General features: G+C 54.4%; 16 protein-coding genes. 9 read left to right on the top strand and 7 right to left on the bottom strand.

Annotation, left to right across the window (positions count from 1 at the left end):
• Positions 1 to 339: 339 nt before the first annotated feature.
• Complete coding sequence (pckA, locus tag ABOC97_RS19835; protein WP_349601095.1) at positions 340 to 1,956, top strand: phosphoenolpyruvate carboxykinase (ATP); 1,617 nt, start codon at positions 340 to 342, stop codon at positions 1,954 to 1,956.
• Positions 1,957 to 2,049: 93 nt separating this feature from the next.
• Here the strand turns inward: pckA and envZ are convergent, their stop codons facing one another.
• Positions 2,050 to 3,402 carry a two-component system sensor histidine kinase EnvZ gene (envZ, locus tag ABOC97_RS19830; protein ID WP_349601093.1) on the bottom strand — a complete coding sequence of 451 codons (1,353 nt, stop codon included), beginning with the start codon at positions 3,400 to 3,402 and terminating at the stop codon, positions 2,050 to 2,052.
• Complete coding sequence (ompR, locus tag ABOC97_RS19825) at positions 3,399 to 4,118, bottom strand: osmolarity response regulator transcription factor OmpR (RefSeq protein ID WP_001157751.1); 720 nt, start codon at positions 4,116 to 4,118, stop codon at positions 3,399 to 3,401. Before ompR ends, envZ begins: the two co-directional genes overlap by 4 nt.
• A gap of 231 nt (positions 4,119 to 4,349) precedes the next feature.
• On the opposite strand from ompR, the gene greB reads away from it, so the two are divergent.
• The 5 genes from greB to feoC all read left to right on the top strand — a co-directional run bounded on the left by greB (position 4,350) and on the right by feoC (position 10,533).
• Complete coding sequence (gene greB, locus ABOC97_RS19820; RefSeq protein WP_234502651.1) at positions 4,350 to 4,823, top strand: transcription elongation factor GreB; 474 nt, start codon at positions 4,350 to 4,352, stop codon at positions 4,821 to 4,823.
• Between the two features lie 98 nt (positions 4,824 to 4,921).
• A complete protein-coding gene (locus ABOC97_RS19815; RefSeq protein WP_349601090.1) occupies positions 4,922 to 7,255 on the top strand; it encodes a Tex family protein in 2,334 nt (777 codons plus the stop codon).
• 458 nt (positions 7,256 to 7,713) lie between these two features.
• A complete protein-coding gene (feoA, locus tag ABOC97_RS19810; RefSeq protein ID WP_052282977.1) occupies positions 7,714 to 7,941 on the top strand; it encodes a ferrous iron transporter A in 228 nt (75 codons plus the stop codon).
• Positions 7,942 to 7,969: 28 nt separating this feature from the next.
• Positions 7,970 to 10,288, top strand: a complete 2,319-nt coding sequence (gene feoB / locus ABOC97_RS19805) for a Fe(2+) transporter permease subunit FeoB (RefSeq protein WP_349601088.1) — start codon at positions 7,970 to 7,972, stop codon at positions 10,286 to 10,288.
• An 8-nt stretch (positions 10,289 to 10,296) separates the two neighbouring features.
• The gene (feoC, locus tag ABOC97_RS19800; RefSeq protein ID WP_052282836.1) at positions 10,297 to 10,533 is read left to right on the top strand and encodes a [Fe-S]-dependent transcriptional repressor FeoC; all 237 of its coding nucleotides are present in this window, start codon (positions 10,297 to 10,299) and stop codon (positions 10,531 to 10,533) included.
• Between the two features lie 48 nt (positions 10,534 to 10,581).
• On the opposite strand, the gene ABOC97_RS19795 is transcribed toward feoC, so the two are convergent.
• Both ABOC97_RS19795 and bioH read right to left on the bottom strand, forming a co-directional pair.
• Positions 10,582 to 10,851 carry a YdgH/BhsA/McbA-like domain containing protein gene (locus ABOC97_RS19795; RefSeq protein WP_234502644.1) on the bottom strand — a complete coding sequence of 90 codons (270 nt, stop codon included), beginning with the start codon at positions 10,849 to 10,851 and terminating at the stop codon, positions 10,582 to 10,584.
• 115 nt (positions 10,852 to 10,966) lie between these two features.
• Positions 10,967 to 11,743 (bottom strand): pimeloyl-ACP methyl ester esterase BioH, encoded by a 777-nt coding sequence (gene bioH / locus ABOC97_RS19790; protein ID WP_349601085.1) that lies wholly within the window; start codon positions 11,741 to 11,743, stop codon positions 10,967 to 10,969.
• 38 nt (positions 11,744 to 11,781) lie between these two features.
• Between bioH and gntX the strand changes: the two genes are divergently transcribed.
• From gntX to gntT, 3 genes are all read left to right on the top strand, one after another.
• Complete coding sequence (gntX, locus tag ABOC97_RS19785) at positions 11,782 to 12,456, top strand: DNA utilization protein GntX (RefSeq protein ID WP_349601083.1); 675 nt, start codon at positions 11,782 to 11,784, stop codon at positions 12,454 to 12,456.
• A gap of 58 nt (positions 12,457 to 12,514) precedes the next feature.
• Positions 12,515 to 13,090 carry a Fe-S biogenesis protein NfuA gene (gene nfuA / locus ABOC97_RS19780; RefSeq protein ID WP_234502639.1) on the top strand — a complete coding sequence of 192 codons (576 nt, stop codon included), beginning with the start codon at positions 12,515 to 12,517 and terminating at the stop codon, positions 13,088 to 13,090.
• A 413-nt stretch (positions 13,091 to 13,503) separates the two neighbouring features.
• Positions 13,504 to 14,820 (top strand): gluconate transporter, encoded by a 1,317-nt coding sequence (gntT, locus tag ABOC97_RS19775; protein WP_052282841.1) that lies wholly within the window; start codon positions 13,504 to 13,506, stop codon positions 14,818 to 14,820.
• Positions 14,821 to 14,873: 53 nt separating this feature from the next.
• On the opposite strand, the gene malQ is transcribed toward gntT, so the two are convergent.
• The 3 genes from malQ to ABOC97_RS19760 form a co-directional block, all read right to left on the bottom strand.
• On the bottom strand, positions 14,874 to 16,958 hold the full coding sequence (malQ, locus tag ABOC97_RS19770) for a 4-alpha-glucanotransferase (protein ID WP_349601080.1): 2,085 nt from the start codon (positions 16,956 to 16,958) through the stop codon (positions 14,874 to 14,876).
• A gap of 9 nt (positions 16,959 to 16,967) precedes the next feature.
• Entirely contained in the window at positions 16,968 to 19,358 is a 2,391-nt protein-coding gene (malP, locus tag ABOC97_RS19765; RefSeq protein ID WP_349601078.1) for a maltodextrin phosphorylase, read from the bottom strand.
• A gap of 373 nt (positions 19,359 to 19,731) precedes the next feature.
• Positions 19,732 to 19,810 (bottom strand): IS1 family transposase (locus tag ABOC97_RS19760; protein ID WP_001401901.1); only part of this gene is annotated, 79 nt, incomplete at its 5' end.

Here is a 19,810-nt window from a genome sequence, read left to right as displayed (position 1 = left end):
TAAGGCCATTTTAGGTATCCGTTAGAATCAAAAAGACGGATTTCGCTCAGCGAGGTGAATCGATTTTATTCATGAAAGCATTACGTAATTTTCTTTCATAAATGCGATTAATTTCACATTTATGCCGTCAGTTAAACCATTTATTAACCATTTAAGAACATTCACGCCAAATACTCGGGTTTTCCTGTCATAATCCCTGTCGCTTCGTGACAGGAGTCACAACGTTTTCGTAAGTAAGACGTTTGTCGGGATACGTAAATCTATGAGCCTGGTCGCGGTCAACACCCCTGAAATACCCATAGAATTTATGGTAGTACAAATTGGCTAAGGAGCAGTGAAATGCGCAACGGTATAACCCCGCAGGACCTCAAGGCTTATGGTATCAACGACGTACAGAATATCGTCTATAACCCAGACTACGATACATTGTATCAAGAAGAGCTCGATCCTAACCTGGAAGGTTACGAACGCGGTGTGCTAACAAGTCTGGGCGCAATTTCTGTCGACACCGGTATTTTTACCGGCCGCTCCCCAAAGGACAAATATATCGTTCGCGATGAGACAACTCGCGATACGGTATGGTGGTCTGATAAGGGTAACGGGAAAAATGACAACAAACCGTTGTCACCTGAAATCTGGCAACATCTTAAAGGCCTGGTCTCTACACAGCTGTCCGGCAAACGCCTGTTCATTATTGATGCCTTCTGTGGCGCCAACGAAGACACCCGTCTGTCGGTCCGTTTTATCACCGAAGTGGCCTGGCAGGCACACTTCGTCAAGAACATGTTTATTCGCCCCACCGATGAAGAACTGGAGACGTTCAAACCAGACTTTATCGTGATGAACGGTGCGAAATGCACTAACCCACAGTGGAAAGAGCAGGGTCTGAATTCAGAAAACTTTGTCGCGTTTAATCTGACAGAGCGCGTCCAGCTTATCGGCGGGACCTGGTACGGCGGCGAGATGAAAAAAGGGATGTTCTCTATCATGAACTACCTGCTGCCGCTGCAGGGCATTGCCTCCATGCACTGCTCGGCGAACGTTGGCGAGAAAGGCGATGTGGCAGTTTTCTTTGGTCTTTCCGGAACCGGTAAAACCACTCTCTCTACCGACCCGAAACGTCGTCTGATTGGTGATGATGAACACGGCTGGGACGACGACGGCGTGTTTAACTTCGAAGGCGGCTGCTACGCGAAGACTATCAAACTCTCCGAAGCTGCAGAGCCGGATATCTATCACGCTATCCGCCGCGACGCGCTGCTAGAGAACGTGGTAGTGCGCGAAGATGGCACCATTGATTTCGACGACGGTTCCAAAACTGAAAACACCCGCGTTTCGTACCCTATTTACCACATCGACAATATCGTTAAGCCGGTGTCGAAAGCGGGCCATGCCACCAAAGTTATCTTCCTGACCGCAGATGCGTTTGGGGTTCTGCCTCCGGTATCGCGCCTCACCGCCGACCAGACGCAGTATCACTTCCTCTCCGGCTTTACTGCCAAACTGGCAGGAACTGAACGCGGCGTGACCGAACCAACCCCAACCTTCTCCGCCTGCTTCGGCGCAGCGTTCTTATCACTGCACCCAACGCAGTACGCAGAAGTGCTGGTGAAACGCATGCAGGCCGCAGGTGCCCAGGCGTATCTGGTCAACACCGGCTGGAACGGTACCGGCAAACGTATTTCGATTAAAAATACGCGTGCCATCATCGATGCGATTCTCGACGGTTCTCTGGATAATGCAGAAACCTTCACCCTGCCAATGTTCGACCTGCAAATCCCAACCGCACTGCCAGGCGTCGATAGCCATATCCTCGACCCGCGCAGCACCTACGGTTCGCCAGAGCAGTGGCAAGAGAAAGCCGAGAAGCTGGCTACGCTGTTTACGGAAAACTTTGAAAAGTACACCGATACGCCTGCAGGCGCCGCGCTGGTGAGCGCAGGGCCAAAGCTGTAGTGGAATAAACGCTAAGCGTCACCGCGATGGCCGAATAAAGCCAACGCAGATGCAATATGAAAAAACCGCCGGGGTCTCCCCCAGCGGTTTTTTTTAACTCTCTTTCATCGGCCCCTGTACGCGGCTTGCCGGTACCGGTAGCCAGGCGCGAATCAACAGTCCACCCCGTTCGCTGGTATCCAGTTCCAGCAGCCCGTTATGGTTATCGATAATACGCTGCACAATCGCCAGCCCCAGCCCTGTTCCGCTGATGGTACGGGCACTGTCGCCGCGCACAAACGGTTGGAACAAATGCTTACGCTGCTCGGGCTTTATGCCCGGGCCGTCATCTTCCACCTGGAACCAGGCGCGATGCGCTTCACGACCGCTGCTGACTTTAATCCAGCCGTTACCGTAACGCGCAGCGTTCACCACCATATTGGCCAGCGCGCGCTTGATGGAAAGCGGATGCACACGTACCGGAATTTCATCAGTGAACAGATCCGTATCGATCTCTCGTTCGTAACCACTTTCTGCCGCAATCACCTCGCCGAGCACGGCGTTGAGATCGATAAACTCCAGCGGCATCTCCTGACCGGTACGCAGATAGTCAATAAACTGCTCGATGATGGCGTTGCACTCTTCGATATCTTTGTTGATCGATTCTGCAAGATAGCCATCCTGCTCGCTCATCATCTCGGTGGCGAGACGAATACGCGTCAGCGGAGTGCGCAGATCGTGGCTAACCCCGGCCATCAGCAGCGTACGGTCGTCAGAAAGCTGTTTCACCCCCGCCGCCATATGATTAAAGGCGCGCGTCACCGAACGCACCTCCGATGCACCGTATTCACGCAGCGGCGGTGGAATAATCCCCTTCCCGACCTGTAGCGCCGCATGCTCCAGATCGACCAGCGGTCGGTTCTGGATGCGGATAAACAGCCATGCGCCGCCTATCGCTAACAGCATTATCGCGAGGGTATAACGGAAGAGCGGAGAGAAGTCTCCCTGATGGATTTCGGTGAGTGGCACGCGCACCCAAATATTGGGCGACAGCCAGGTCTTCAACCAGACCACCGGGGAGCTCTTGTTGACTTCAACGCGAACTTCGGTCGGCCCACCAAGCTGCTGGGCCATCTGTTGGCTCAAAAACTCATAGTGCTGCGCCCAACGAAGCCCCGCTTCCTCTGCGGCTTCGTCGGAATAGAGTGAGATACCAAGCTCACGATAAATCTCGCGGCGAAATGCCGGCGGCACGACAAGCTGCGTCCCGTCTTCCAACTGCAGTTTATCGGTCATCAGCATACGGACTTCGTAGGCTAAGACTTTATTAAACTGCTGCAGGCTTGGCAGAATCGCGAAGTTCAGCACCACCAGATAGGTTGTCACCAGGCTGACAAAAAGCAGGGTGACAATCAGCAACAGCGTGCGGGCAAACGAACTTCGTGGCGAGAAGCGCAATCGCCTCATGCTTTAGAACCGTCCGGGACGAAGACGTAGCCCAGACCCCAAACGGTCTGAATATAACGAGGATGCGCGGGATCTTCTTCCACCATGCGGCGCAGACGAGAAATCTGTACATCGATAGAACGCTCCATCGCGGAGTATTCACGGCCACGCGCCAGGTTCATCAGTTTATCGCGGGACAGCGGTTCACGTGGATGGCTCACCAGCGCTTTCAGAACCGCAAACTCACCGCTGGTCAGCGGCATAGGTTCATCTTCACGGAACATTTCGCGGGTGCCGAGGTTCAGCTTGAACTTACCAAAGGCAATCACCGCCTCTTCCTGGGACGGCGCACCCGGCAGTTCGTTCGCCTGACGACGCAGCACCGCACGGATACGGGCCAGCAGTTCACGCGGGTTGAACGGTTTCGGAATGTAATCGTCGGCGCCAATTTCCAGCCCTACGATACGGTCAACTTCTTCCCCTTTTGCCGTTACCATGATTATCGGCATCGGGTTGCTCTGGCTACGCAGACGGCGGCAGATAGACAAACCGTCTTCGCCAGGCAGCATTAAATCGAGCACCATCAGATGGAAGGATTCGCGGGTCAGCAATCGGTCCATCTGTTCGGCGTTAGCGACACTTCGAACCTGGAAACCCTGCTCGGTCAGATAACGTTCAAGCAGCGCACGCAGGCGCATATCGTCATCCACAACCAGAATCTTATAATTCTCTTGCATTGTTTTTACTCCCAAAGGTTCGCAACAATTATTCAGTACGTATTCTCAAAAAAGCCGACACGAACGACCAGCTAAATCTGGTATATATTCCAGGCTAAATTGTTACAAAGCATATTTAACAGCGAGTTAAGTATACAATGGATCTTAGTACACATTATTTATTCTGTCGGTATGCTGACGTAATACGTATTGTGCGCAATGATGACCCGGTAGCCAGGTAAACACTCAAAGATGAAAACACCGTTGATCACCCGTGAAGGGTACGAAAAGCTCAAAAAAGAGATGGATTATCTCTGGCGCGAAGAGCGCCCGGAAGTCACCAAAAAAGTAACCTGGGCGGCAAGCCTTGGCGATCGCAGTGAAAATGCTGACTATCAATATAATAAAAAGCGGCTAAGAGAAATCGATCGCCGCGTCCGTTATTTAACGAAATGCCTCGAATACTTAAAGATAGTTGATTACTCACCGCAGCAGGAAGGCAAAGTCTTCTTCGGCGCCTGGGTCGAAATAGAAAACGACGACGGCGCGACGAAGCGCTTTCGCATCGTCGGCTATGATGAAATCTTTGGCCGTAACGACTACATTTCCATCGACTCTCCGATGGCCCGCGCGCTGCTGAAAAAAGAGGTGGGCGACCTGGCGGTGGTCAACACCCCTGCCGGTGAAGCCAGCTGGTACGTTAACGAGATTGAATACGTTAAATGAGCCGGAACAATCCGAAGACCCTGCTGATGGCTGGCATTTTTGCCAGTCAATCCGTATAACTGTCCCCTGATTTTATGACCTAACAGTGAAACCAAGCCATGTTGAATGATTCGCTCTGCCGCATTATTGCGGGTGAACTTCAGGCCAGAGCAGAACAGGTGGAATCCGCCGTTCGCCTGCTTGATGAAGGGAACACCGTGCCGTTTATCGCACGTTATCGTAAGGAAGTCACCGGCGGTCTGGATGATACGCAATTGCGTAATCTGGAAACCCGACTGGGATATTTACGTGAGCTGGAAGACCGCCGTCAGACCATCCTGAAATCCATTTCTGAGCAGGGAAAGCTGACCGATGAACTGGCGAAAGCCATCAACGGCACGCTGAACAAAACCGAGCTCGAAGACCTCTACCTGCCTTACAAACAAAAACGCCGTACGCGCGGACAGATAGCCATTGAAGCCGGTCTGGAACCGCTGGCGGATCTGCTGTGGAGCGATCCATCCCACGATCCGGAAACGGAAGCCGCCAAATTTATCGATGCCGATAAAGGTATCGCTGACAGTAAGGCAGCCCTCGATGGCGCACGCTATATCCTGATGGAGCGTTTCGCTGAAGACGCCGGGCTGCTGGCAAAAGTGCGTGACTACCTGTGGAAAAATGCCCATCTGGTCGCCACCGTGGTCAGCGGTAAGGAAGAGGAAGGCGCTAAATTCCGCGACTACTTCGACCACCACGAACCGATTTCAACCACCCCTTCCCACCGCGCGCTAGCGATGTTCCGCGGGCGTAACGAAGGTGTGTTGCAGCTGGCGCTGAATGCCGACCCGCAGTTCGATGAGCCGCCAAAAGAGAGCTACTGCGAGCAAATTATTATTGACCACCTCGGCCTGCGTCTAAACAACGCTCCAGCAGACAGCTGGCGTAAAGCCGTCATTAGCTGGACATGGCGAATTAAGGTGCTGATGCACCTCGAAACCGAGCTGATGGGTACCGTACGCGAGCGCGCGGAAGATGAAGCTATCAACGTCTTCGCCCGTAACCTGCACGATCTGCTGATGGCCGCGCCCGCTGGCCTGCGCGCCACCATGGGCCTCGATCCAGGCCTGCGTACCGGGGTTAAAGTCGCCGTGGTTGATGGTACCGGCAAGCTGGTCGCCACCGACACTATTTACCCACATACCGGGCAAGCCGCGAAAGCCGCAGTCGCCGTCGCAGCACTGTGTGAAAAGCACAACGTTGAACTGGTGGCTATCGGTAACGGTACCGCCTCACGTGAAACTGAACGCTTCTTCCTCGATGTGCAGCAGCAGTTCCCGAAAGTCACTGCCCAGAAGGTGATTGTCAGCGAAGCGGGCGCATCGGTTTATTCCGCCTCCGAGCTGGCTGCACTCGAGTTCCCGGATCTTGATGTTTCCCTGCGCGGCGCGGTCTCTATCGCCCGTCGTTTACAGGATCCGCTGGCAGAGCTGGTAAAAATCGACCCGAAATCCATCGGCGTGGGCCAGTACCAGCACGACGTTAGCCAGACGCAACTGGCGCGTAAACTGGATGCGGTAGTGGAAGACTGCGTAAACGCCGTTGGCGTAGACCTGAATACGGCTTCCGTACCGCTGCTGACTCGCGTGGCTGGTTTAACGCGCATGATGGCGCAGAACATCGTCGCCTGGCGCGATGAAAACGGTCAGTTCCAGAACCGCCAGCAGTTGCTCAAGGTGAGCCGTCTGGGGCCGAAAGCGTTCGAGCAGTGCGCGGGCTTCCTGCGTATCAACCACGGCGATAACCCGCTGGATGCCTCCACCGTTCACCCGGAAGCGTATCCTATCGTTGAACGCATTCTGGCAGCGACCCAGCAGGCACTTAAAGACCTGATGGGTAACAGCAGCGAACTGCGCGACCTGAAAGCTAGCGACTTCACCGATGAGCAATTTGGTGTGCCAACCGTTACCGACATCATCAAAGAACTGGAAAAACCGGGTCGCGATCCGCGCCCTGAGTTTAAAACCGCGAAGTTCGCCGACGGTGTGGAAACCATGAACGACCTGTTGCCGGGGATGATCCTCGAAGGTGCAGTGACCAACGTCACCAACTTTGGCGCCTTTGTCGATATTGGCGTGCATCAGGATGGTCTGGTACACATCTCTTCGCTGGCGGATAAGTTCGTCGAAGACCCACATACCGTGGTGAAAGCGGGCGATATTGTCAAAGTGAAGGTGATGGAAGTGGACCTGCAGCGTAAGCGTATTGCGCTGACTATGCGTCTGGACGAGCAGCCAGGGGAAACTAACGCCCGCCGCAGTTCAGGCAACGATCGTAGCCAGGGCAACAACCGCCCGGCGGCGAAAGCGGCTAAACCACGTGCTCGCGAAGCTCAGCCTGCGGGTAACAGCGCCATGATGGATGCCCTCGCAGCCGCCATGGGTAAAAAACGCTAATCGGTCGTTCTTTTAGCCCGGTCGAGCGCTGCGACGCCGGGCTACATAATCCCTCACAGGGCCAATCAGATGTTCACGCCATCATCCGGCAATACCCGAAATCGAGCGCAATAATTCCGGAACCTCTCTCCAACGTTATATTATTTTCCATTTGTAATAATACGCTTCAGCCGTTTTTATTTTATTAACCAATGAAACCTTAATTAAACATTAAGTGAAGTAAAGAATATTTAATTCATTTACCGCTACACGGCGTTGCTTGCGTCATATCAAAAAAAGTGCAAATTTCCGCCGAAATTTCTTTCAATCGCATGTTATGTATTGATGATAAAAACCATTCTCATTATCATTATATCCAGTAAGCCTTTACTCTTCATTTGTTGACGATATCCCTGCCGCTGCTCACAGCGCGCGGCGGTATCTCCGCTGTTCAGCTAGCTGATACACAAGTAGGTTATATGCAATTTACACCTGATACTGCGTGGAAGATTGTCGGTTTCTCCCGCGAAATTAGCCCAGCTTATCGTCAGAAACTGCTGTCTCTGGGGATGCTTCCGGGTTCATCATTTAACGTAGTTCGCGTGGCTCCGCTCGGCGATCCTATTCATATCGAAACCCGTCGCGTTAGCCTGGTGCTGCGTAAGAAAGATCTCGCGCTCATTGAATTAGAAGCCGTTGCACAATAACTCCAGCCTGGTACTAAGAGTCTGAAATATGAAAAAATTAACCATTGGTTTAATTGGCAATCCTAATTCCGGCAAAACAACGTTATTCAATCAGTTAACCGGGGCGCGCCAGCGCGTGGGGAACTGGGCCGGGGTCACGGTTGAGCGTAAAGAAGGGGCATTTGCCACCACCGACAATCAGGTCACGCTGGTCGACTTACCGGGTACCTATTCACTCACCACCATCTCGTCGCAGACCTCGCTGGATGAACAGATCGCCTGTCACTATATCCTCAGCGGCGATGCGGACCTGTTGATTAACGTCGTCGACGCCTCCAACCTCGAGCGTAACCTCTACCTGACGCTGCAGCTGCTGGAGCTAGGCATTCCCTGCGTGGTCGCACTGAACATGCTGGATATTGCCGAGAAGCAACAAATTCGCATTGACGTTGACGCCCTCGCCGCTCGCCTCGGCTGTCCGGTTGTACCACTGGTTTCAACCCGTGGTCGCGGTATTGAAGCGTTGAAGATGGCCATCGACCGCCACCAGGCGAATAAGCCGCTGGAGCTGGTGCACTACCCGCAACCGCTGCTGCGCGAAGCGGATAATCTGGCCCGCGAAATGGCGCAGGATATCCCAGAGCGTCAGCGCCAATGGCTGGGCATGCAAATGCTCGAAGGCGATATTTATAGCCGCGCCTATGCCGGCGACGCCGCGCACAAGCTGGATATTTCGCTCGCCAATCTGAGCGGAGAGATGGATGACCCGGCGCTGTATATCGCCGATGCGCGTTACCAGAGCATCGCCGCAATCTGCGACGCCGTCAGCAATACCTTAACCGCAGAACCGAGCCGTTTCACCACTGCACTCGACAAAATCATCCTTAACCGGGTGCTGGGATTACCGATTTTCCTGTTCGTCATGTATCTGATGTTTTTACTGGCGATCAACATCGGCGGCGCGCTACAGCCTATTTTTGACGGCGGTTCGGTCGCTATCTTTATCCACGGCATTCAGTGGATTGGCTACACGCTGCACTTCCCTGACTGGCTCACCGTGTTCCTGGCACAAGGTATCGGCGGCGGTATCAACACCGTCCTGCCGTTAGTGCCGCAAATCGGCATGATGTATCTGTTCCTCTCCTTCCTTGAGGATTCCGGTTACATGGCCCGCGCCGCGTTCGTGATGGACCGTCTAATGCAGGCTTTAGGTCTGCCGGGTAAATCCTTCGTGCCGCTGATCGTCGGCTTCGGCTGTAACGTGCCGTCGGTGATGGGTGCGCGTACGCTGGATGCGCCTCGCGAACGTCTGATGACTATCATGATGGCGCCGTTTATGTCCTGCGGCGCGCGTCTGGCGATTTTTGCCGTCTTCGCCGCGGCCTTCTTCGGTCAGGGCGGCGCGCTGGTCGTCTTCTCGCTATACGTACTGGGTATCGCTATCGCCATCCTGACCGGCCTGATGCTCAAATACACCATCATGCGTGGTGAAGCATCGCCGTTCGTGATGGAGCTTCCGGTGTATCACGTACCGCACGTGAAGAGCCTGATTATCCAGACCTGGCAACGTCTGAAAGGCTTCGTGCTGCGCGCCGGTAAGGTTATCGTTATCGTCAGCATCTTCCTCAGCGCGCTGAACAGCTTCTCGTTCAGCGGTAAGATTGTCGATAACATCAACGATTCTGCTCTGGCATCCGTTAGCCGAGTCATCACGCCGGTATTTAAACCGATTGGTGTCCACGAAGATAACTGGCAGGCCACCGTCGGTCTGTTCACTGGTGCCATGGCCAAAGAGGTGGTTGTCGGTACGCTGAACACCCTCTACACCGCGGAAAACATTCAGAACGAAGAGTTTAACCCGCAGGAATTCCACCTTGGAAATGAACTGCTGGCCGCCGCGGATGAAACCTGGCAGGGCCTGAAAGACACCTTCAGCCTGAGCGTACTGGCAAACCCAATTGAAGCCAGTAAAGGCGATGGTGAAATGGAAACCGGCGCGATGGGCGTGATGAGCAGCAAGTTTGGCAGCGCGGCGGCAGCCTACAGCTACCTGATTTTCGTTCTGCTCTACATTCCATGCATCTCGGTAATGGGGGCGGTTGCCCGCGAATCGAGCCGTGGCTGGATGACCTTCTCTATCCTGTGGGGTCTGAACATCGCCTACTCGCTTTCCACGCTGTACTACCAGACCGTCAGCTTTAGCCAGCATCCGCGCTACAGCCTGGTGTGCATTCTGGCGGTGATTCTGTTCAACGTAGTGCTAATGGGGCTACTGCGCCGTGCCCGTAGCCGCGTAGAAGTTTCGCTGCTGGCAACGCGCAAAACGCCAGCGTCATGCTGCTCCAGCCCGGCTGGCGATTGCCACTAGGAATCAAAATGGCATCATTGATCGAAGTACGCGATATGTTGGCACTGCAAGGACGCATGGAAGCTGCACAGCTTAGCGCCCAACTGCATACACCACAGGCGCTGGTCGATGCCATGCTGGGCCGCCTGGAGGCCATGGGAAAAGTCGTGAAGATTAGCGAAGATCCTGATGGCTGCCTTTCCGGCAGCTGCAAAAGCTGCCCGGAAGGGAAAGCCTGCTTACGAGAATGGTGGGCACTGCGTTGATACCCTGTTCCCGGCGTTAACCTGACGCCGGGAACAGAAGGTTAGAAGCTATTTGTAGACGTCCGCATTACCGTGAACGGTTTTTTCGTTTTTCCCACCCGCAATGATCACGTAGTACTTCCCGCCCAGCTCATCCGCCTTTTTAGACAGATCGCGCTTAGCGTCCATTGGTGACGTGGTTCGTGAGGTGGTGATGTTGCCGATTTTGGTCAACTTCATCTTGGCGACATCATCTTTTTGGATCTCTTTAGCAGCAAACGCACCGAACGACAGGGAGCCAATTACCAGAGATGCAACAATACCTGTAATAAGTTTCATAGCCTCTACTCTCCATAAGGGTTGTTTTTGCGCCACGACGTTCGGATGAAATAATCACCTGTCGTAACAGCTTAAGTATTGCTATGAATATCTTTTTTACCACGTCCCACAAGAATTAATTCGCTAACTGCTTTTTCAGCGCCACCAGCGGTTCGCAGAACGCCTGCGGATGAGAGATAAACGGTGCGTGCGCTGCCTTATCAAACATCACCGATTCACTCGCTGGCCACAACGCATCGAGCAGCGGGATGATTTTACGCGGAACCAACCCATCCAGCCGCCCGTACATACGCAAAAATGGCACACTCAGTTCCACCAGCGACTGACGCAGGTCGGCAGTTTTTAGAATCTCCAACCCACCGTTAAGGACCTCTGATGACGGCATAGGCAAAGACAGTACCGTCTGCTTCAGCGCTCTGGCATCCTGACGGGCACTCTCGGTGCCCATGGTTTGCAGCGCCAGGAAACGTTCGACGGTACGCTGAAAATCATCGCTGAGCTGCTGCTGAAAACCGCTCAATACCTCGGGTTTGATGCCCGGCCACTCATCATGCGCAGCAAAGCATGGCGATGACGCAACGGTCACCAGAGCCTGTGCGCGTTCAGGATGACGTAATGCAATTTGGCTGGCGACCAATCCTCCCAGGCTCCAGCCAAGCCAGACGGCCTGCGCTGGCGCTTTCTCCAGCACCTTCTCGGTCATCTCTTCGAGCGATAAAGCGCCAAAACCGACGCTGCGTCCGTAGCCCGGTAAATCGACCAGATGCAATGTGAAATGCGCGCCTAATTCCGCCGTGATGCAATCCCAGACCTGTGCATTCAGTCCCCATCCGTGCAGCAGCACAAGATGACAATTTCCTTCGCCCGTGGTTTGCCACCAGATGTCGTTCATCAGCTATTGTTCTCATTTCTTCGCTTCAAGGGGGGATTATGCTAACAGTCCACGGCTTATGCTGGCTATGCAAAATGCCGCTGGCGCTGCCCGCATGGGGCGTTTGTTCACGCTGTGCCAGAACGTTATTTAGCGAGATGTGCGGTTGTCCGCAGTGTGGATTACCATCAGCCAGCGTGAATACACCGTGTGGCCGCTGCCTGCAAAAGCCGCCACCGTGGCAACGATTAGTGGCGGTGAATGACTACCAGCCGCCGCTCAACCAGATGGTGCATCGCTTCAAGTTCAGCGGCCAGGCCGAACTGGCATCCACGTTGGCGCGCTTGCTGCTTTTAGCCGTTCGCCAGCACTCTGGACTGCCTGCCCCCGAGCAACTTATCAGCGTGCCGCTATGGCAGCGACGGCACTGGCGGCGCGGCTTTAATCAAAGTGAACTGCTGTGTAAGGCGCTCAGCGCATGGTTGCCCTGCGAATATGACCCACGAACGCTTGCCCGCATCCGCCCCACCGCTACGCAACATCAACTCAGCGCCAGGCTGCGTCGGCACAACCTGAAAAATGCTTTCCAGCTTGAATTACCGGTACAGGGTCGCCATATGGTTATTGTGGATGATGTTGTTACGACGGGCAGCACCGTGGCCGAGATTTCCCGCCTGCTTTTGCGAAATGGCGCGGCGAGCGTTCAGGTATGGTGTCTGTGTCGCACCTTGTAGACCCCCAGCGATGGGCGTATTATAACCAACTAAAGTAGTCAACTATTAGGTCAAAGCTATGATCCGTATTTCCGATACTGCGCAAGCGCACTTTGCCAAACTTCTGCAAAATCAGGAAGAAGGGACACAGATCCGTGTATTCGTGATCAACCCTGGTACGCCTAACGCAGAATGCGGCGTTTCTTATTGCCCGCCGGATGCGGTGGAAGCAAGTGACACAGCACTGAAATTTGAACAGATCACCGCCTATGTCGATGAACTGAGCGCTCCGTATCTGGAAGATGCGGAAATTGATTTCGTCACCGACCAGTTGGGTTCCCAACTGACGCTGAAGGCGCCGAACGCCAAAATGCGTAAAGTGACCGACGACGCACCGCTGATGGAGCGCGTTGAGTACATGCTGCAATCACAGATTAACCCACAGCTGGCAGGCCACGGCGGCCGCGTTACGCTGATGGAAATCACCGACGACGGCCTGGCCATCCTACAGTTTGGCGGCGGTTGTAACGGTTGTTCCATGGTCGACGTGACCCTGAAAGAAGGCATCGAGAAACAGCTGCTGGTTGAGTTCCCTGAGCTGAAAGGCGTACGCGATCTCACCGAACACCAGCGCGGCGAGCACTCTTACTACTAAGTATTCGAGTGTTTTCCCACGACCCGGGCAAGGCGTTTTGCCGACCCCGGGTTAGTATCAGTATTCCCTGGATGGCGCTTCACCCGTCCGGAAGATACCCCCTCATTTCCCATGTTACCGCGCAACATTTCTCTCATTTTGCTATCCGCAACGCTGCAAAAACCCAGTCAATAGTTTGACTGGAGTCGCATATTTCACATTTCCACCCTCTGGCATATTCTCAAGCGCACTATGTTACCCGTATCATCCAGCCATACGCCGTCGTGTTAAATAATAGCCAGCTATTCTCTGTCTGAGTCATACAACATTGCGGTGGCGTGAAGTAGTCAGTACCTATTCCCTCTGTAGGGACAATTGGAAGTTGTCGCAGCAACAATGACGTTACCCATAACATATTAAAGGCTGGAAAAATTATGCCATTAATCATCGTAGCAATCGGGGTTATCCTCTTATTACTGTTGATGATCCGCTTCAAAATGAACGGATTCATCGCACTGGTTCTGGTGGCACTTGCCGTCGGATTAATGCAGGGCATGCCCCTGGACAAAGTGATCGTCTCCATTAAAAACGGCGTAGGCGGCACCCTCGGTGGTCTGGCGCTGATTATGGGCTTTGGTGCCATGCTCGGTAAGATGCTGGCCGACTGCGGTGGCGCACAGCGTATCGCCACTACCCTTATCGATAAATTTGGTCGCAAACACATCCAGTGGGCCGTTGTACTGACCGGCTTCACCGTGGGCTTCGCGCTGTTCTATGAAGTCGGCTTCGTACTGCTGCTGCCGCTGGTGTTCACCATCGCCGCTTCCGCGCGTATTCCTCTGCTGTACGTCGGTGTGCCAATGGCTGCGGCTCTGTCCGTTACCCACGGCTTCCTGCCACCGCACCCGGGTCCAACGGCTATCGCCACCATCTTCCATGCGGATATGGGTAAAACGCTGCTGTACGGTACGCTGCTGGCAATCCCTACCGTTATTCTGGCAGGCCCGGTTTACGCTCGCTGCCTGAAAGGCATCGACAAGCCAATTCCAGAAGGTCTGCACAACCCGAAAACCTTCACCGATGCAGAAATGCCGTCCTTCGGTGTCAGCGTTTGGACTTCTCTGGTTCCGGTTATTCTGATGGCACTGCGTGCCGTTGCTGAAATGGTGCTGCCGAAAGGCCACGCCCTGTTGCCTGCCGCTGAGTTCTTCGGCGACCCGGTGATGGCAACGCTGATTGCAGTCCTGATTGCTATCTTCACTTTCGGTCTGAACCGTGGCCGTTCGATGGACGAAATCAACGATACGCTGATCTCCTCCATCAAAATCATCGCCATGATGCTGCTGATCATCGGCGGTGGCGGTGCGTTCAAACAGGTTCTGGTCGACAGCGGCGTGGATAAATACATCGCCTCTATCATGCACGAATCCAACGTATCTCCGCTGTTTATGGCGTGGTCTATCGCTGCCGTTCTGCGTATTGCACTGGGTTCAGCGACCGTTGCGGCCATTACCGCAGGCGGCATCGCGGCACCACTGATTGCCACCACCGGCGTCAGCCCAGAGCTGATGGTTATCGCGGTCGGTTCCGGTTCCGTCATCTTCTCTCACGTGAACGATCCAGGTTTCTGGCTGTTCAAAGAGTACTTCAACCTGACTATCGGCGAGACCATCAAGTCCTGGTCGATGCTGGAAACCATTATCTCGGTTTGCGGTCTGGTAGGTTGTCTGCTGCTGGGGATGGTGGTTTAACACCACAAATGACAGATAAAAAAACGCCGGGGCTTGCCCCGGCGTTTTTGTTTTTACTTCTTCTTACTCGCCGCTTTCCGGCGCTTGTCCAAATCTTTAATCAGCTTGTTCACACCGTCGTCGGCAAACATCGCTTCCAGCGAGGTGGAGAGCTTACGCCGCCAGTTCGGGTATTCGGTGCTGGTTCCCGGAATATTCACCGGCGAGGACATCTGCAACCAGTCTTCCGGTTGCAGCCCCAACAGCGCACTGTTGCTATCTGCAATATAGCGCTGCATACCGCGACTTAAGGTGGCGGTCATCGACATCAGCGACGCCTTGTGACCCGCACGTTTCGGCAGCGCGCCGTACTTGTGCAGGGCATCCAGCAGCCCTTGTTTCGCCAGTTCGCGATCCTGATACAGCCCGCGCAGAACGTCCGCGTCAGGGTAAAGTCCCAGCTCATTGCCCAGCGTCAGATCTCCTCTCTCCCAATAGCCGCGCAGCGTTGGCAGGTCATGGGTGGTGGCCACGGCCATCGACTGTTCCGGATACGCTTTTGGCGAGCGGAACGTCTTCTCGTGGTCATTCTCAAAATAGAGCACTTTGTAGGAGTAAACACCGCTCTTACGCAGCTTACTGACGATTTCAACCGGCACCGTTCCTAAGTCTTCGCCAATCACCATACAGTTGTGACGCTTACTTTCCAGCGCCAAAATCGACAGTAGCGCATCCACCGGATACTGTACGTAGGCACCATGATCGGCGGTTTCACCGTACGGGATCCACCACAGGCGCAGCACCGACATAACGTGGTCGATACGCAGCGCGCCGCAGTTCTTCATGTTAGCGCGCAGCAGTTCGATAAATGGCTCATAGGCACGGGCCGCGATGATATGCGGATCCATCGGCGGCAGCCCCCAGTTTTGCCCCAGCGGCCCGAGGATATCCGGCGGCGCACCGACGGATGCCTTCAGACAGTAAAGCTCGCGGTCGCACCAGGTTTCCGCACCGCCTTCTGCCACGCCCACCGCCAGGTCGCGGTAGAGGCCAATTGGCATGTCATCGCGCTGACTGGTTTCCCAGCAGTCGGCAAACTGGCTATACGCCAGCCATTGCAGCCACAGGTAGAAATCCACCTCGTCGGCATACTTTTTACAAAATGCGTGTACTTCCGGGCTATCGGTGGTGCGATACGCTTCAGGCCAAACCGGCCAGCCCCAGCGCATCGGGTCTTCTTTCACCTGGTTGGCGTGCAGCGCATCAAACGCCGCCTGCCAGTACAGGCTCTCACCTTCTTTGTCGACAAAGTAGCGGAAGGCCGTCATCTGCTCATCATTGCGTTTAGCAAAGCGCTTCCACGCCATACGCAGCGCGGTCATTTTCAGCTCAGTAACCGCCGTGTAGTCCACCTGCGCCACTTCACGCGCTGCTTTCAGCTTCTTCTGCGTCGCCGGTAGTTTCCACCACGCCTGTGCTTCATCACTTTTAGCAAAGTCTTCTACCGCGTTGACGTCGATGTAGATAACGTTCATCCAACGGCGTGAAGAAGGACTGTAAGGGCTAGCGCTTTCCGGGTTCGCCGGGTAGAGCGCGTGGATTGGGTTGAGGCCAATAAACGCGCCGCCGCGTTTGGCCACTTCCGGCAGCATCGCCTTCAGGTCGCCAAAATCGCCAATCCCCCAGTTTTTCTCTGAGCGCAGGGTGTAAAGCTGCACGCAGGCACCCCACAGCTTTTTCGCTTCCTTCAGCGGCTTCGGTTCATAGCAGCGCTCAGGGGCAACAATCACCCGGCAGTGCCAGCGTTCATCGCTCTGCGTCAAAGTCAGTGAATGATACCCTTCCGACAAGCGGGTCGGCAGGCTGAGGGTTTTCCCCCCAGCCACCTGCCCCTGGTACTGCTTGCCCTCTTCAGTGGTGAGGATCCAGCTAAACTCGCCTTTTCCCTCCACCGGCAGCGCCATTTTCTTGCCGTATGTCCAGACCATCACATTCGGTACCGGCGTGGCTGCCACTTCGGCAGCAGCACCGTGGTGCATCGCGTCAAGCAAACGCCGTTTGGTGTCGGCACCGATAGACTGCGGCTTACCGTGGGCATTGATGTAGTTTGGGCTAATCCCCGCCGCCAGCGCGGCATTATCGAGGCGTTTGCTTTCCATTGCCTGTCCTTAGCGTTTTGCCTGCCAGATACGTTTTTGATAATCGCGGATAGAGCGATCGGAGCTAAACATGCCGCAGCGCGCGGTATTCAGGATTGCGGCACGCGTCCAGGCTTCCTGGTCACGGTACAGCACATCAACCTGCTTCTGCGCTTCTACATAGGCTGCGAAGTCGGCCATGACCAGATACGGGTCGCCGCCCTGCTTGCCGATGCTATGTAACATCTGGTCAAACGCATGTTTGTCGCCGTCGCTGTATTTGCCGCTCTCCAGCTCTTTTAACACCGCATCCAGCTGCTTGTCAGCTTTACGCCATTTCAGCGGATCGTAGCCTTTCGCCTTCAGCTCTTTCACCTGCTCGACGGTATGACCGAAGATAAAGATGTTTTCCTCACCCACCTGCTCGGCGATTTCAACGTTCGCACCGTCCAGGGTACCGACGGTCAGCGCGCCGTTCAGCGCCAGCTTCATGTTGCCGGTACCGGAGGCCTCTTTGCCCGCTGTGGAGATCTGTTCGGAAACGTCTGCCGCCGGGATCAGCATCTCAGCCGCCGACACGCAGTAATCCGGCAGGAACACCACTTTCAGCTTATCGCCCACTTTCGGGTCGTTGTTCACCGCTTCGGCAACCTTGTTGATAGCCAGGATGATGTTTTTCGCCAGGTAGTAGCCCGGAGCCGCTTTTGCGCCGAACAGGAACACGCGCGGTACACGGTCTGCCTGCGGATTTTCACGAATCTCTTGATACAGCGCCAGAATGTGCAGCAGGTTCAGGTGCTGACGTTTGTACTCGTGCAGGCGTTTGATCTGAATATCAAAAATGGCGTTAGTGGTAATCTCGATACCGGTACGCGCTTTGATAAATTTCACCAGACGCTGTTTATTCGCCAGCTTGATCTCGCGGTACTGTTGGCGGAATTTCGCATCGTCGGCGTATTTTTCCAGATTGATCAGCTGATCAAGATCGTTAGCCCACTCTTTCTTCAGCGATTTATCCAGCAGCGCGGCCAGCGCCGGGTTGCACTGTTTGATCCAGCGGCGCGGCGTGATGCCGTTGGTGACGTTATGGAATTTGTTCGGCCACAGCTGGTGATATTCCGGGAACAGATCCTTCACCACCAGATCCGAGTGCAGTGCAGCCACGCCGTTGACCGCAAAGCCGCTAACGACGCACATGTTCGCCATGCGAACCTGCTTGTTATGCACCACGGCGAGCTTCGCCCAAACTGCCTCATCGCCCGGCCAGGTTTTGTCGACCAGCACTTTAAAGCGCTTATTGATCTCGTTGATAATCTGCATGTGACGCGGCAGCAGCGCTTTAATCAGTTTTTCATCCCAGCACTCCAGCGCTTCCGGCATCAACGTGTGGTTGGTGTAGGCGAAAGTTTTGCTGGTGATGGCCCAGGCGTCGTCCCAGCTCAGCTGATGCTCATCAATCAGTACGCGCAGCAGTTCTGGAATGGCGATCGTTGGGTGGGTGTCATTAAGCTGAATCACTTCGAAATCGGCCAGTTCGTGCAGCTTACGGCCCGCCAGATGGTGACGACGCAGAATATCGGCTACCGAGCAGGCACACTGGAAGTACTGCTGCATCAAGCGCAGCTTTTTACCAGCGGTATGGTTGTCGTTCGGGTAAAGCACTTTGGTCAGCTTTTCGGCGTCGATGCCCTGCTGTTCTGCACGCAGGAAATCGCCGTCGTTGAATTTGGTCAGGTTAAACGGGTGCGCGTGGGTGGCCTGCCACAGACGCAGCGGCTGCGCCACGCCGTTACGGTAGCCCAGCACCGGCAGATCCCAGGCTTCACCGGTGATGGTAAATGCCGGCTGCCATTCTCCTTTCACCACTTTACCGCCGATACCTACCTGAACGTCCAGCGCCGCATTATGGCGGAACCACGGGTAACTGCCGCGCTTCCAGTCATCTGGCGCTTCCATCTGATGGCCGTCGTCAAAGGACTGACGGAACAGGCCGTACTGGTAGTTCAGGCCGTAGCCGGTCGCCGACTGGCCAACGGTGGCCATGGAGTCGAGGAAGCATGCTGCCAGACGCCCCAGCCCACCGTTGCCAAGAGCCGGATCGGTCTCTTCTTCCAGCAGGTCAGTCAGGTTGATGTTGTAGCCTTTCAGCGCCTCGCTGACGCCTTCGTACCAGCCGAGGTTGAGCAGATTGTTGCCGGTCAGACGGCCAATCAGAAACTCCATGGAGATGTAGTTCACATGACGCTGATTTTTTGCCGGCTTAGCTACCGGCTGTGCGGAAAGCTGCTCCGCCAGCGCGCCGCTCACAGCCTGCCACCACTGGTGAGACGTCATTTCGGAAGCGGCCTGTAGGCCAAAGCGCTGCCACTGACGCGTCAGGGCAGCCTGGAATGAATCGTGATTAAAGGTAGGCTGTGACATAGCGAATTAGAATCCTTTTTACATAAACATTAGCGCTAGTGTGCCGGGCTGATTGCGCGACTTCCTCATCCTGTCCTGGATTAGCCAGGGAGGAGTCGCAGGGATGAGCGAAAAGTGTGATCGCTGCCACTATAACGTTAGCTGTCGGCGGCCAAATCGTACATTTTTAAGTCAGCTTAAACGCCATCATATCCCTATATAGGGTCAGGGATTAAACCAAAGAGGTTTTCGCCTTAGCTCATAGAGTGAAATGGTGTTTTGTAATGAATATGCAAATAAGGAAACTATTTCTCAACGAAAATACGCAACAATTTAATACCTATTGTTTCTACGGAAAATTACCTGGTATGAAACATCTGGTAATGACTCCAACTTACTGATAGTGTTTTATGTTCAGATAATGCCCGATGACCTTGTCATGCAGCTCCACCGATTTTGAGAACGACAGTGAC

Source organism: Kluyvera huaxiensis (assembly GCF_040149365.1).
GTDB classification, from domain to species: Bacteria; Pseudomonadota; Gammaproteobacteria; order Enterobacterales; family Enterobacteriaceae; genus Kluyvera; species Kluyvera intermedia_A.
Note: the sequence above shows the minus strand (reverse complement) of the source record. Positions and strands in the feature narration are given on the sequence as shown.